10 protein-coding genes are annotated in these 14328 nt (G+C 66.3%); 6 read left to right on the top strand and 4 right to left on the bottom strand.

The window, feature by feature from the left end:
- Positions 1 to 87 precede the first annotated feature (87 nt).
- Together AC5RVV_RS08570 and AC5RVV_RS08565 are read left to right on the top strand one after the other, a co-directional pair.
- On the top strand, positions 88 to 1041 hold the full coding sequence (locus tag AC5RVV_RS08570; protein WP_494000903.1) for an ABC transporter substrate-binding protein: 954 nt from the start codon (positions 88 to 90) through the stop codon (positions 1039 to 1041).
- Positions 1042 to 1400: 359 nt separating this feature from the next.
- Positions 1401 to 2954, top strand: a complete 1554-nt coding sequence (locus AC5RVV_RS08565) for an acyl-CoA synthetase (RefSeq protein ID WP_494000902.1) — start codon at positions 1401 to 1403, stop codon at positions 2952 to 2954.
- Positions 2955 to 3060: 106 nt separating this feature from the next.
- Here AC5RVV_RS08565 and AC5RVV_RS08560 read toward each other — a convergent pair whose 3' ends face one another.
- Both AC5RVV_RS08560 and AC5RVV_RS08555 read right to left on the bottom strand, forming a co-directional pair.
- A complete protein-coding gene (locus AC5RVV_RS08560; RefSeq protein ID WP_494000901.1) occupies positions 3061 to 3693 on the bottom strand; it encodes a PadR family transcriptional regulator in 633 nt (210 codons plus the stop codon).
- A 235-nt stretch (positions 3694 to 3928) separates the two neighbouring features.
- The gene (locus tag AC5RVV_RS08555) at positions 3929 to 5236 is read right to left on the bottom strand and encodes an MFS transporter (RefSeq protein ID WP_494000900.1); all 1308 of its coding nucleotides are present in this window, start codon (positions 5234 to 5236) and stop codon (positions 3929 to 3931) included.
- A gap of 161 nt (positions 5237 to 5397) precedes the next feature.
- Between AC5RVV_RS08555 and AC5RVV_RS08550 the strand changes: the two genes are divergently transcribed.
- Together AC5RVV_RS08550 and AC5RVV_RS08545 are read left to right on the top strand one after the other, a co-directional pair.
- Positions 5398 to 6264: a methylenetetrahydrofolate reductase gene (locus tag AC5RVV_RS08550; RefSeq protein ID WP_494000899.1), complete on the top strand. Its 867-nt coding sequence runs from the start codon at positions 5398 to 5400 to the stop codon at positions 6262 to 6264.
- A 350-nt stretch (positions 6265 to 6614) separates the two neighbouring features.
- Positions 6615 to 6917 (top strand): hypothetical protein, encoded by a 303-nt coding sequence (locus AC5RVV_RS08545; RefSeq protein ID WP_494000898.1) that lies wholly within the window; start codon positions 6615 to 6617, stop codon positions 6915 to 6917.
- A gap of 105 nt (positions 6918 to 7022) precedes the next feature.
- On the opposite strand, the gene ligM is transcribed toward AC5RVV_RS08545, so the two are convergent.
- Entirely contained in the window at positions 7023 to 8429 is a 1407-nt protein-coding gene (ligM, locus tag AC5RVV_RS08540; protein WP_494000897.1) for a vanillate/3-O-methylgallate O-demethylase, read from the bottom strand.
- A 286-nt stretch (positions 8430 to 8715) separates the two neighbouring features.
- Positions 8716 to 10227 (bottom strand): sodium/proline symporter PutP, encoded by a 1512-nt coding sequence (gene putP, locus AC5RVV_RS08535; RefSeq protein WP_494000896.1) that lies wholly within the window; start codon positions 10225 to 10227, stop codon positions 8716 to 8718.
- A 233-nt stretch (positions 10228 to 10460) separates the two neighbouring features.
- Here putP and AC5RVV_RS08530 point away from each other — a divergent pair, with 233 nt between their 5' ends.
- The gene (locus tag AC5RVV_RS08530) at positions 10461 to 12194 is read left to right on the top strand and encodes an ABC transporter ATP-binding protein (RefSeq protein ID WP_494000895.1); all 1734 of its coding nucleotides are present in this window, start codon (positions 10461 to 10463) and stop codon (positions 12192 to 12194) included.
- On the top strand, positions 12191 to 14230 hold the full coding sequence (locus tag AC5RVV_RS08525) for an ABC transporter ATP-binding protein (RefSeq protein ID WP_494000894.1): 2040 nt from the start codon (positions 12191 to 12193) through the stop codon (positions 14228 to 14230). Before AC5RVV_RS08530 ends, AC5RVV_RS08525 begins: the two co-directional genes overlap by 4 nt.
- Positions 14231 to 14328 lie beyond the last annotated feature (98 nt).

Genomic DNA, 14328 nt, shown 5'->3' with positions numbered 1-14328 from the left:
TGACCTAAGGCACACTCTTGCTGCATGGGGCGGTGAGTGGGAGAGGGACCCGTGAAGAGAATTGGAACGGCGGTTGCGCTGGCGGCAGTGCTGGCGGTAACGGGCTGCGGTGGGGGCAGCCCGTCCGGTGGCGGTGATGCGGCCCCGACCGGCGGCACCGAAGCCGCCGGCGGAATGACTCCCATCAAGGTTGGGGTCATCCCGATCGTCGACGTGGCTCCCATCTATCTGGGTGACCAGGAGGGATTCTTCGAAGAAGAGGGGCTGGATCTCGAACTCGTCCCGGCACAGGGCGGCGCGGCCATCATCCCGGCCATCACCAGCGGTCAGATGGATTTCGGCTTCAGCAACGTCACGTCGCTGGTGATTGCCCGCTCCAAGGGGCTGAACATGCAGATGGTGGCCAACGGCGCTTCAACCACCGGCAACCAGGATGAGGATTTTGCGGCCGTGATGGTCAAGCCCGACAGCGGGATCAAGGAGATTGCTGACCTGACCGGCAAGCGCATCGGCGTGAATACCCTGAACAACATCAGCGACTCGACGATCCGTGAGGCGGTGGAGCAGGCCGGCGCGGACTCGTCGGACCTGAATTTCGTCGAGATGCCCTTCCCGGACATGCCCGCGGCGCTGGCCAACGGCAACGTGGACGCGATCGCCGCCGTCGAGCCGTTCGTGACCATTGTCGAAGGCGATGGTGCAGTGCCGGTGTTCTCCAACTATGCCTATCCGGTGGAAAACCTTACGGTCGCGACCTACTTCACCTCGGACGACATTGCCGGGGAGAAACCGGACGTCACCCAGGCCTTTGTTCGGGCGATGAAAAAGTCGTTGGCGTTCGCCGACGAGAATCCTGACCGGGTGCGCGAGATCCTGCCCGAGTACACGCAGCTTGACCCCGCGGTTATCGAAAAGCTGACCCTGCCGAAATTCCCGCAGGAGGTCAATGCCGAGTCCATCCAGGAGATCGCCGACATCTCCCTGAAGAACGGCCTGATCGAGGAGATCCCTGATATGGAGGCGCTCCTGCCGCGGCAATAGGCGTCCACCGGCCTGCGTTGGCCGACGTGTTGCTGAGGGTCTGGCGGTGCGGCTAGGGGCGGGCCGTCGGTGTAAACGCCTCTCCGCGCTCGCGGAGGGGCGTTTCACTGTTCCCGGGCGGGTCGAACGGCTCCTTCTGTGGCGGGGCACCACCGGTTGTGGTGCGGCGAAGGCCGATGGTACACCCGCATCTTCAACTATTGACTTTCTCAACTAAATTGCCTTAGGTTGGAGTTGTCCAGTGTGATCTGGTTCACCGCTGAGCCGTGAGTCCGGCCCCCGCCCGCGGGCTTGAGGGTCGGGGCCGCTCGCGGGGCTGTCCAGACCCGCTCGCCGGGTACGTCGGAAGGTATGTCGCCATGCATAATCAAGGTCTTGGGGCCTGGATCCACAAGCGCCGCATGAAGTCCGCCGCGAAAACCGCCGTCATCAGCAGCGCGGGTGAACTGAGCTACGGGGAGTTCGCGGGCCGTGTGGACCGCCTGGCGAACGCCCTAGCGGACCGCGGCGTCGGCCGCGGCGACCGGGTGGCCTACCTGGGGGAGAACCACCCGGCGTTCCTGGAAACCTTTTTTGCGTGCGGGACCCTGGGCGCCATCTTTGTTCCGCTGAACACCCGGCTGGCCCCGCCCGAGGTCCAGTTCGCCCTGCAGGACTCCGGCAGCCGCATCCTGGTCCATGCCCGCAGCCTGCAGACGCTGGCTGACCGCGGCAGTGCGCTGCTGGGGCTAAACCGGCGGATCGTGGTGGAAGATACCCCGGCGGGAACCGTTGCCGAGGCAGCCGAGCCGGGCACCGTCGTCGAACTTTTGGAGGAAGTCATTGCCTCCGGCGGCACAGAACGCCGTGATGAGGCAGTGACGCTGGATGACCCGGCCATGATCCTCTACACATCCGGCACCACGGGCCGGCCTAAGGGGGCGCTGCTCACGCACGGCAACATGACCTGGAACAGCATCAATGTGCTCGTGGACTTCGACATGGCCAGCACCGACGTCGCCCTGATGATCGCCCCGATGTTCCACGTGGCATCCCTGGGCATGGGCGTGCTGCCAGCCCTGCTCAAGGGGGCCACCGTGGTGCTGGAGCCCAAGTTCGATCCGGGGCGGACCCTGATGCTGATCGAGAAGTACAAGGCCACCAGCATCAGCGGCGTGCCGACCACCTACCAGCTGCTGTGCGAGCACCCGGACTGGGACAAGACGGACATCAGTTCCCTGAACAAGCTGACCTGCGGCGGATCGGCCGTGCCCATGCGGGTGCTGGAGGCCTACGAGGCCCGCGGGCTGTCCTTCACCAACGGCTACGGGATGACCGAAACGGCGCCGGGAGCCACCACGCTGGCGGCGGAGAAGTCCCGCTCGAAGGCCGGTTCCGCCGGGCTCCCGCACTTCTTCACGGATATCCGGATCGCCGATCCGCTGGGCGAGGTCCTGCCCCCGCGGGAGGTCGGTGAAATCCAGATTTCGGGTCCCAACGTCATCCGCGAGTACTGGAACCGGCCCGATGCCACGGCCGAGAGCTATGCCGACGGCGTATGGTTCAAGTCCGGCGACATGGGCTACGTGGACGACGAAGGCTTCCTCTTTATCTCCGACCGGCTCAAGGACATGATCATCTCCGGCGGCGAGAACATCTACCCGGCCGAGGTGGAGCAGGTCATCCTGGAGCTGGAGGCGGTCAGCAGTGCCGCCGTCATCGGCGTCCCGGACGAGAAATGGGGGGAGGTGCCGCGTGCGGTGGTCACGCTCCGCGAGGGCTTCTCGGTGTCCGCCGAGGAGATCCAGCAGCACCTGGACGGGCGGTTGGCCCGCTACAAGATCCCCAAGTCCGTGGTGTTCGTGGAGGACCTGCCGCGGACGGCCAGCGGAAAGATCCGCAAGGCCGACCTGCGGAAGGAATACTCGAACTAGACGGGGCTGCCCCCGGGCGCCCGGGATGCTTGCGGGCGCCCGCCTGCGCCGGCCAACTTCCGGGCGCCGAATTGCCTGCGGGCGCCGGCCTGTCTGCGGGCCCGGGCTACTTGCGGGCGCCGGCCGGCTGCGGCGACTGCGGCTGCTGGACGCCCGGCTGGTCGGAAAGCCGGTCGATGAGCGCGAGGCCGCGGCGGGCCCAGGTAATCTCCTGTTCCGCACGGGCCACGAGCCCTTCATAGGTAAAGCGCTTGAAGGCCTTGACCCGCGTCCGTTCGCTCGCCGGGGTGCCGGCCAACCGGCGATTGAGCATCTCGCTGCTGTCGTCGTCGATCTCGCGGATCCGCTGCTCCCACTGCTGCCGGAGCGCGGTGTGGTGCTCAATGTGCGCGCGCATCTGTTCGCGCGCAGCGTCCGGTTCGGCCCACTCCAGGTAGGCCGCCTTCAGGTGGGCTGGATCCCGCACCCGGGTGTAGTCGAGCGTGGTGTTCATCCACTCCCGGAAGGCCTGCAGCCCGGCGGCGGTGATGTGGTAGCGGCGCTTCCTCCCGCGCTGGCCCCAGATGACCTCCTCCCCGTCGAGCAGCCCTTCCTGCTCCATCCGCCGCAGTTCCGGATAGATCTGGGAGTCGGGCGCGTGCCACACATTCCCGACGGACGACTCGAATTCCTTATAGAGGTCGTAACCGGTCATGGGTTCGACGCTGAGCAGCGCCAGCAAGGCGTAGCGGAGACTCACTGATTCAACTTCCTTTTCAGTGTTGTGTTGCCAATCACTATATCCATCGGTAGTCGGATGGCCACGCGAAAATCGATGTTGATCGTGGATCGTGATCCCGAAGCCGTCGTTTACGGGATGCCGGGCGCTCCGCCCGCCCGACCTCCGTGCCCCGCCGGCTCCGCGCCCGCCCCTCCGCAGCCGCCTTCTCCGCGCCCGCCGGCTCCGCGGCCGCCCCGTCGTGTGGTCGGCCGCGCTAATTGCGCGCCGGCCCAACCGGTTCCAAGGTCCGGTCCAGCGGGTGCTCAAGCTCGTCCTTCAGCATTCCGCCGAAAATAAGCGCCAGCACAGCCAGGAGCGGCAGGGCGAGGCCGATCAGCAGGAAAATCAGCCAGACAGGCACGACTTCGCCCAACGGCCCGGCGAGCGCCATGGAGACCGGCATCAACGCCAGCGAGACGAAGAAGTCCAGGCTGGAGATCCGACCGAGCAGGTGCGGCGGCACGCGGCGCTGCAGCAGCGTGCCCCAGATGACCTGGCCCGCGCTGCCGGTCGCGCCGACTACGAACAGTGCCGCGGCCATCCACCAAAAACTGCCGGTGAAGCCGATGACGGCGATCGGCAGGGCGCCGGCGCCCCAGAACAGCAGCATCATGGTCAGGTAGCGCCGGGGCAGCCGCAGCGAGGCAGTCACCATCGCCCCGGTGGCGCCGCCGATGCCGAAGATGCCAAGCAGGAAGCCAAACGTGCGCGAGTCCCCGCCCAGTTGGTCTGCAACCGCAAACGGCAGCAGTACCTCAATGGGGCCAATGAAGATGAGCACGCTCACGACGGCCCACAGCAGCGTCCAGAGCAGCCAGGGAGTCTTTAGCGTGTAGGCCACGCCCTCGCGCAGATCCGCCAGCACGGAGCCGCGCTTGCCCGGGGGCTCGTCTGCAGCGGCGACCGACGCCGTCGTCCCTGCATCCGGAGCCAGTTCCTGTCCGAGGAAGTTCAGGATGATCAACGCGGACAGGTGGCACAGCGTGATCCACCCGATGGCCGCCCCGGGGGAGAAGGAGGCGACGATCATGCCAGCTGCAGCCGGTCCGGCGGCCTGCTGCAGCAACGGCCGCATGGTGCCCTCCATGCCGTTGGCCGCCAGCAGGTCCTCGGCCGGCAAAATCCGCGGCAGGATGGCCGAGTAGGCGGGAAAAAAGAAAGCGGCACCGACTCCCAGCAGGAAGGCGGCTGCGGCCAGGTGCCACAGTTGCAGCAGCCCGGTCATGGCCAGCAGGGCCACCGCGCCGATGGCCACCAGGTTGGCCGCCTCCACGCTGATAATCAGGCGGCGGCGCGGAAGACGGTCCGCCGCGATGCCGCCGAGCAGCACGAACGCCAACAAGCCGACGCTGGCACAGGTGGCGACGAGCGAGAGCTGAATGGGTCCGCCGCCCAGGGCGATGACCTGATACACCATGGCCACGGCCCACATGCCGGCGCCGAAGACCGAGATGGCCAGGGCCGAAATGAGGATGCGGTAGTTGCGATGGGCGAAGGGCCGCAGCGCGCGGGGCGTGGACATGGTTGTTCCTGGGATTAGAAGGAAAGGCTCACATAGTATCCACCCAGTGATTGAGAAATGCAAACCACTTATCACCCCCTATGTTGGTAGTGGCTTTCCGGCTAGACTCGCTGCAGGTCGGTCAAGGGTGACCGGCGCCACACGAGGAAGGAATTCCGACGATGGTCGACCCCAAGCACGCGCCGTCCCAGGCGGCCCGGACATTGCTCGACGACTTCTCGCTCGAGATGACCGGCAAGGATGTTCCCGCGCTGGAAGATGCCGCCGGCACGATTCCGGCGGGAACGCGGATCAACGTCACCTTCCTGGGGAACGAGGACCTGCCGACGCGGGTTGCGGCGGCGGCCGCCGTCAAACGGCACGGCTTCTTGCCGGTACCCCATGTCTCTGCCCGGCGGTTGGCGTCGCGGGCCGAGTTGGAAGACTTCCTGCAGGCGTTGTCCGCCGATGCGGCACCGGAGGACGTCTTCGTGGTCGGCGGCGACCCGGCCGAGCCGATGGGGCCTTATCCGGACTCGCTCGAGGTCATCCGCAGCGGGCTCCTGCCCCGGTACGGAATCCGCCGCGTGGGCATCAGTGGCTACCCGGAGGGGCATCCGGACATTTCCGGCGAGGTGTTGTGGAAGGCGCTGGAAGACAAGCATGCCGAACTGCAGCGGCAAGACCTTGAAGCGGTCATCATCACGCAGTTCGGCTTCGACACGGATCCCGTCTTCGACTGGCTGGCGGAGGCCCGCCGCCGCGGGATCCACGCGCCGGTGCGCATCGGCATCCCCGGGCCGGCCGGGGTCAAAAGGCTGCTGAACTATGCCAAGCGGTTCGGAGTGGCCTCGTCGGCCGGGATCGTGCACAAGTACGGCTTTTCCCTGACCAACCTGCTGGGGACCGCCGGGCCGGACAAGTTCCTGGAGGAATTCGCCGGCCGTTATGACCCATCGGTGCACGGCACGGTGAAGCTTCACTTCTACACGTTCGGCGGAATGAAGGCCACGGCCGACTGGGTCAAAGACTTCCGCGCCGGACGGTAGCGCTGCGCGAACGGAAGTTCATCGGGGACGGTGACTCCGCGCCGCGGCCATGGCAGCCGGCTTCCGGCGGCTGCGCTGTCCACGTTCAGACGGAATTGTCCATCTTTTGGTGCGCCATGGCGCCCTGACAAGGGACGATGCGTGAGCAGGTTTTAATACCTGGACAGCGCCGCCCCTGAGCGGCGCTCGCCGGCCGGAGTCAGAGCCGGATCGGGCCACCGGCGTGGCCCCGCCGAGGTTGGCTGATGGAGCCCTTGAGGGCGTGGTGCGCGGTTCCCGGCCCTGTTGCGCGCCGCCGCTCTGTGATTAGGTGAAGACAGGGCGCACCAGCGCTTGAGGGAAGGAGATTCATGAGCGAGGAAATCAACAACCCGGACCGCTACGACCGTACGGAGCGGGAAGAGAACCAAGGCGGCGAAACCTCCCGGGACGAGGAATTGCTCCCGCCGGGTGAGTTGCCTGCGGATGCCAAGAAGGGCCTGGCCAACGTCTACGGCGATGCCGACCGGACGGCTATTGACGATCCAGTCAGCGCGCCCGGCCCCGAAGACGCCGCGGCGATCGAGCACATGGAGCAGAATTTCCGCGTCGGCGAGACCGAATCGGGCGAGCGGTACGTGGAAGAGACCGGCGGCCAGGACAACGGCGCCTGACGAGCGTCCCGCCTGAGCGGCGGCGCCAGGAGAGCGGCAAACGGCGGGGAAAGTGCCACAGGCACCTTCCCCGCCGTCCGCCGTCGCGGCCTACCGCAGCCTGGCTCAGGCCTTCCGGCCGGAGCGCCAGCCGCCGGGGTAGTCCTGGCGGACCGCCTGGGAGTACGGCACCGGGCTTACGATGGCCCGCACGTTCAGCTGCCGGTGCGGCTCCACGGTGGTCTTGCGGGTACCGCCGTCGGGCTCGCCCCAGAGCACCGTGACCTCGGTGCCCTCCGGCACGTCGGCGTCCACCGTGGCCAGGGACAGCCCCCGGTTCTCGTTGGCGGAGTAGCCGGTGAACATGGACAGGCCGATCGTCTCGCCGGCGGCATCGAGCACCGCGTCGTAATTGGACGAACCGTAGTTGGCCAGCGGCAGGTCAAAGTACTTGTACGGCGTGCCCTCGGTGTCGAAGAGCGAGGCGAAGATCTTCGCCATGTCCTCGGCATTCCATTCGAGCGTGACCTTCTTGCGCTGGTCGGCCGGGTCAATCTTCTCCAAGGCCTCGCGGCCAATGAAGTCGTGGTCGAACTTCACCATGTGGCCGTACCCAAGCTCCCACGGGTTGAGGTAGTAGTCCTCGATCTTGTCCGAAACGAAGCTGCCGGCGACCGCGTTGACCGCCTCGTAACTGTCGGCGCCGAGCCATTCGCGGTAGGGGCGCAGCTCCTCGCCGGTGTAAATGGCGGGCAGCGGGGAGGGGATCCAGCCCGATTCCAGGGTGTTGGACGGGTAGGCGCGCGAACCGACGGCCAGCAGGCCGAACTCCTGGCCGGCCTCCAGGATGGTGTCTCGTACCTGGTCGTACGTCTCGTATGGTCCCCAAATCTCCAGCCCCGGTGCGCCGGCCATGCCGTGGCGCAGGGTCTGGACCTGCCGGCCGGCGACCTGCATCTGGTCCATGTTAAAGAACTTCAGCTGTTCAACCTGGCCGCCGTTGACCTTTTCGATGATCTTCCAGGCGTTCGGGCCCTGGATCTGGAAGCGCCAGTACTTGCGCTTCACCGGCTGTCCCATGGGCCGCGACGGGGAGCGCCGGTCCACCTCGATGTCCACGTCGTAGCCGCCGGTCTCACCGTGATAGATCAGCCAGTTGGCGGCGGGGGAGCGGCCCACGTAGACGTACTGGTCCTCCGTTTCGTGGAACAGGATGCCGTCGCCGATGACGTGCCCGGCGGGCGTGGTGGGCACGTACTGCTTGGCCTTGTTCACGGGGAAATTGGCTACCGAGTTGATGGCGGTGTCCGAAATCAGCTTCAGGGCGTCCTTGCCCCTGATGAACAGGTTGTCCATGTGGTGCGACTGGTCGAACAGGACCGCGGACTCGCGCCAGGCGCGCTGCTCGCTGCGCCAGTTGGTGAATTCCGGGGCGACGACGGGGTAAATGTAGGCGCCGATCTGCGAGTTGCGCAGCATCTCGACGGTGTTGCCGGACTGGTCCAAAACTTCCTGAAGATTCTTGGCGCTCATGGGTTCTTGTCCTCCTCGATGGCGGGCCGGAGTGTGACGCATTGCACATTTCCAAGATACTCCGACTCTATACCTATGGAGATAGTTATGTCGACGGTTGAGGGCGGAATTCTTGCTGAAGGCCCTACGGCTGCTGCCGGCCGCTGGTTCTCGCCGGCGCTGGAAATCACGAGCCCGGGCGGCGGAGCGCCAAGCCTGCCGGGCAGCGCATGGTGTACAAAGCGAAAGGGTGCCCTTCCCGACGTCGGAAAGGGCACCCTTTGCGGTCCGTTGACCGGGACGTGGGTCAGCGCTCTCCGGCAGCCACGAAGGGCTTCCCCGCGGTTGCGCGGCTGACGGCTTCGGCGAACTCTGTCTCGATGTCCGGCTGCGGCTTGTGCGTGAAGAGGCTGACGACGACGGCGACGGCAACGTTGAGGATGAAGCCCGGAACGATCTCGTACATGGTGGCCGAGAGCGCCGAGGTGCCCCAGATGAACACCGTGACCGCGCCGGCCAGCATGCCGGAGAGCGCGCCGGCGACGGTGAGCTTGCGCCAGAACAGCGACAGGATGATGGTCGGCCCGAACGATGCACCGAAGCCGGCCCAGGCGAAGGCCACGAGCCCCAGGATGGTGTCGTTGCGGCTCCAGGCCAGGAGGCCCGCCACGAGGGCGACGACCAGCACGCCCAGGCGGCCAAGCATCACCTGGGTCTTCGCCGGGGCGTCCTTGCGGGCGAAGATCTTGTACAGGTCCTCCACTAGGGCAGACGAGCACACGATCAACTGGGAGGAGATGGTGCTCATGATCGCCGCCAGCACCGCGGCCAGCACGAAGCCGGCGATGAACGGGTGGAACAGGATCTGCGCGAGGTCCAGGAACACCGATTCGGCAGACTTGGCGTCCGTGAGGGTGGCGCCCGGGTTCTGCTGGAAGTAGGCCACGCCCACCAGCGCGGTGGCAACGGCGCCGAATACCGTCATGAGCATCCAGCCGATGCCGATCCGGCGGGCGGCCTTGGCCTCGCCGGGCGTGCGCAAGGCCATGAAGCGGACGATGATGTGCGGCTGCCCGAAGTAGCCCAGTCCCCAGGCCGCAGCCGAAATGCCGGCGACCGCACCCCCGGTGAACAGGCTGAGGTGGCTCGGATCCACTTCACGGATGGATTCGACGGTCGCAGCCAGGCCGCCGGTGGCGAACACACCGACGATCGGAACCAGCAGCAGGGCCGCGAACATCAACAGCCCCTGGGCCACGTCGGTATAGCTGGCGCCGAGGAAGCCGCCGAACAACGTGTACAGGACGGTGACGCCGCCGACCACGAGCATGCCGACCCCATAGGTGGAGCCGAAGGAGGATTCGAAGAAGACGCCTCCGGCCACCATGCCGGAGGAGACGTAGAAGGTGAAAAAGACCAGGATGATCACGCCGGAGACTATCCGCAGCAGCCGCGAGCGGTCCTTGAGCCGGTTCTCCAGGAAGCTGGGAACGGTGATGGAGTCATTGGATACCTCCGTGTAGGAGCGCAGCCGCGGGGCCACGAACTTCCAATTGAGCCAGGCGCCAATCGTCAGGCCGATCGCAATCCAGGCTTCGAACAATCCGCCGACGTATAGCGCCCCGGGCAGGCCCATCAGCAGCCAGCCCGACATGTCCGAGGCGCCGGCGCTCAGTGCCGCGACGCCGGGCTTGAGGCCGCGGCCAGCAAGCATGTAGTCGTCCAAATCGCTCGTGCGCCGGTAGGCCCACCAGCCGATGGCCAGCATGCATGCCATGTAAATCAGCATGGCGATGATTTGGAACATCTGGTCGTTCACGAGGTTTCCTCCGCCGTGTCTCGGTTTGGTGCGCCTCAGTCTTCCAGCGGGGTACAGGCGTGGCCAATTGCCGCCGCTTTGTGTCACCCGGGACGAAGAACAGCGGGGGAACCGGCGGGCCGCTGAAGGCCGGGGGAGAAGTTCATCTACGGCGGGTTACAGTGGCTCGGGCCAAGGTGTAGCCTCTATCTGGCCTCAATCCACCTTTTCGCCGAAAGTTGCGTCACGTCCCGATGCTGCTCCGCCTCATCCGCCATTACGGCCGCCCCTATCTTCCCTACGTGTTCGCCGTGGTGGTGCTGCAGCTGATCGCGACCATCGCCGCGCTGTACCTGCCCAGCCTGAACGCCCAGATCATCGACGAGGGCGTGGCCCGCGGCGACACCGACTACATCTGGGGCACCGGCGGCCTCATGCTGGTGGTCAGCTTTATTCAGGTGGCGGCCGCGATCGCCGGGGTCTATTTCGGCTCGAAGGCAGCGATGGCCCTGGGCCGCGACCTCCGCCGCGGCATTTTCCACAAGGTCACCGGGTTCTCCGCCCGGGAGGTAGGACGATTCGGCGCGCCGAGCCTCATCACCCGCGGCACCAACGACGTCCAGCAGGTGCAGATGCTCGTGCTGATGGGCCTGAACTTCATGGTGATGGCACCCATCATGTGCGTCGGCGGCATCATCATGGCACTGCGCGAGGACCTGCAACTGTCGTGGTTGGTGTGGGCATCGGTGCCGCTGCTGTTCGTCGTCGTCGGTTTGCTGGTCTGGAAGCTGATGCCGCTCTTCCGCATGATGCAAACGAAGATCGACAACATCAACGGGGTGCTCCGTGAGCAGATCACCGGCATCCGCGTGGTCCGGGCGTTTGTCCGCGAGCCCTACGAGGCCAAGCGCTTCGAGAAGGCCAACCGCGAACTGACCGATGTCTCGGTCTCGGTCGGCAACCTGTTCGTTTTGATGTTCCCCTCGATCGGCATGATCCTTCACCTGGCCACGGCGGCGGTGCTGTGGTTCGGCGGACTTCGCGTGGACGCGGGCGAGATGCAGGTCGGTGCCCTGACGGCGTTCCTGCAGTACCTGCTGCAGATCCTCATGGCGGTGATGATGGGCACCTTCATGGCGATGATGATTCCCCGGGCCTCGGTCTGTGCCGAACGCATCGGCGAGGTGCTCGACGTCGAGCCCTCCGTGCATGAACCCGCCGAGCCGCAGCAAGCCCGGGAACCGGCCGGCGTCGTCGAGTTCCGCGACGTCACCTACTCCTATCCCGGCGCCGAGGAACCCGTGCTGCGCAACGTCAGTTTCACGGCCCGGCCTGGGCAGACGACGGCGATCATCGGCAGCACCGGCGCGGGCAAGACCACCCTGATCAGCATGCTCCCGCGGCTGTTCGACGCCGACAGCGGTGAGGTGCTCATCGACGGCGTTCCGGTCACCCGGATGGAGCGCACCGACATCACGGACCGCGTGGCGCTGGTGCCGCAGCGGCCGTACCTGTTCTCCGGCACGGTGGCACACAACCTGCGGTTCGGCGATCCGGACGCCACGGATGAAGAACTCTGGGAGGCGCTGCGCGTGGCCCAGGGCGAGGACTTCGTCCGTGCCAAGGACAAGGGGCTTCAGTCGGCGCTCTCGCAGGGCGGCACCAACGTGTCGGGCGGCCAGCGCCAGCGGCTGTGCATCGCCCGCGCCCTGGTGGCCAAGCCCAAGGTCTTCCTGTTCGACGACTCGTTCTCCGCGCTGGACGTGGCAACCGACGCCAGGCTGCGGGCCGCCCTCAAGGGGACCACCGGCGACGCGACAGTCATCATCGTCGCCCAGCGCGTCGCCACCATCATCGACGCGGACCAGATCCTGGTGATGGAGCACGGACAGATCGTGGCCCGCGGCACCCACGGGCAGCTGCTGGAGAGCTCGGAGACCTACCAGGAAATTGTTCAATCCCAGACTGCGGTGGAGGAAGCGGCATGACGCCGGACAAGGAAGCCCCGGCCGAGGTGGCCACCGGGCCGGACCCCGTGACGGCGCCAACGCCGGGAGCCGCCGCTGAAGCCGAGGCCGAGGTGCTGGACGAACAGTTCCAGCCGGGCGAGGCCGACCAGGACTTCATGACCGGGACGCCGGTCCGCAAGGCCCAGCACTTCTGGCCGTCCGCCAAGCGCCTGTTCGGGCTGCTGAAGCCGGAGAAGGCCGGGATCATCCTGGTGCTGGCCATGGTGCTGGTGGCAGTGGTGCTTAACGTGATTGCGCCCAAGGTGCTGGGCAACGCCATGGACGTCATCTTCAGCGGCGCGATCGGCGCGAACCTGCCCGCCGGCGCCAGCCAGGAAGAAGTCATCGCCGGGCTCCGCGCCCAGGGCCAGGACCAGTTCGCCGACATGCTCAGCGGCATGGAACTGGTTCCCGGGGTCGGCATCGACTTCCAACTGCTGGGCAACCTGATCCTGCTGGTGCTGGGGATGTACGTGGTCGCGTCGCTGTTCATGTGGCTGCAGGGTTGGCTGCTGAACCAAATCGTCATGCGGGTGGTCTTCGGGCTGCGCCGCGACGTGGAAGCCAAGCTGAACCGGCTGCCGTTGAACTACTTCGACACCCGCCAGCGCGGCGACATGCTCTCCCGGGTGACCAACGACGTCGACAACATCCAGCAGGCGCTGCAGCAGGCGTTCGCGCAGCTGATCATGTCCGCGCTGAGCCTGCTGGGCATCACCATCATGATGTTCATCGTCTCCTGGCAGCTGGCCCTGATCGCCTTGATCGCCCTGCCGCTTTCCGCCGTGGGCGCCGGCCTCATCGGCACCCGCAGCCAGAAGTTGTTCACCGCGCAATGGAAGAACACCGGAGCGCTCAACGGGCACATCGAGGAATCGTTCAGCGGCCATGATCTGGTCCGCGCCTTCGGCCGCGAGCAGCAGTCGGTGGAACAGTTCGACGAAAAGAACGAGGAACTCTACAAGGCCTCGTTCGGCGCGCAGTTCGTCTCCGGCATGATCATGCCGGTCATGCAGTTCATCTCCTACCTGAGCTACGTCGGAATCGCCGTGGTGGGCGGCCTGCGCGTGGCATCCGGTTCCATGACCCTGGGCGATGCCACCGCGTTCATCCAGTACTCGCGTGAATTCAACCAGCCGCTGGGCCAGATGGCGGGCATGGCCAACATGCTGCAGTCCGGCGTCGCCTCGGCCGAGCGCGTCTTCGAACTGCTCGACGCCGACGAGCAGGCCCCGGACACCGCCACCGAATCGCTGCCCGCCCAAACCGAAGGGCAGGTCCGGTTCCACAACGTCAGCTTCAGCTACAGCCCCGACAAGCCGCTGATCGAGGACCTCTCCTTCGCCGCGCGGCCGGGCGAGACGGTGGCGATCGTGGGGCCGACGGGCGCGGGGAAGACCACCCTGGTGAACCTGGTGATGCGCTTCTACGAACTGGATGCCGGCCGCATCACCCTCGACGGGGTGGACATCACCGCCCTCAGCCGGGCCGAACTGCGGTCCAAGGTGGGCATGGTGCTGCAGGACGCCTGGTTGTTCGGCGGCTCCATCTACGAGAACATCCGCTACGGCAACCTAAACGCCACCGAGGAAGAAGTGATGGCGGCCGCCAAGGCCACCTACGTGGACCGCTTCGTGCGGGCGCTTCCGGACGGCTATGACACGGTGATTGACGAAGAGGGCAACAACGTCTCCGCCGGTGAGAAGCAGCTGATCACCATCGCGCGCGCGTTCCTGGCCAACCCGTCCCTCCTGATCCTGGATGAGGCGACCAGCTCGGTGGACACCCGCACGGAACTGCTCGTCCAGCACGCCATGGCAGCGCTGCGCACGGACCGCACCAGCTTTGTCATTGCGCACCGGCTCTCCACTATCCGGGACGCCGACGTGATCCTGGTGATGGAGGACGGCAAGATCGTGGAGCAGGGCAACCACACGGAGCTGCTGGCGGCCGAAGGCCCGTACTTCCGGCTCTACATGTCGCAGTTCGCGGCGGCCGCGGATCCGGTGTCCTGATCCCCTGAACGGGAGGACGACGAGGGCGGCGCCCGCTTTGGCGGGTCCCGCACCGCGTGCGGGCCCGCCCGGAGGCGCCGCCCCCAGGTTTCAGGCGC

The sequence above is a fragment of the Arthrobacter sp. MDT2-34-1 genome (assembly GCF_059091365.1).
Note: the sequence above shows the minus strand (reverse complement) of the source record. Positions and strands in the feature narration are given on the sequence as shown.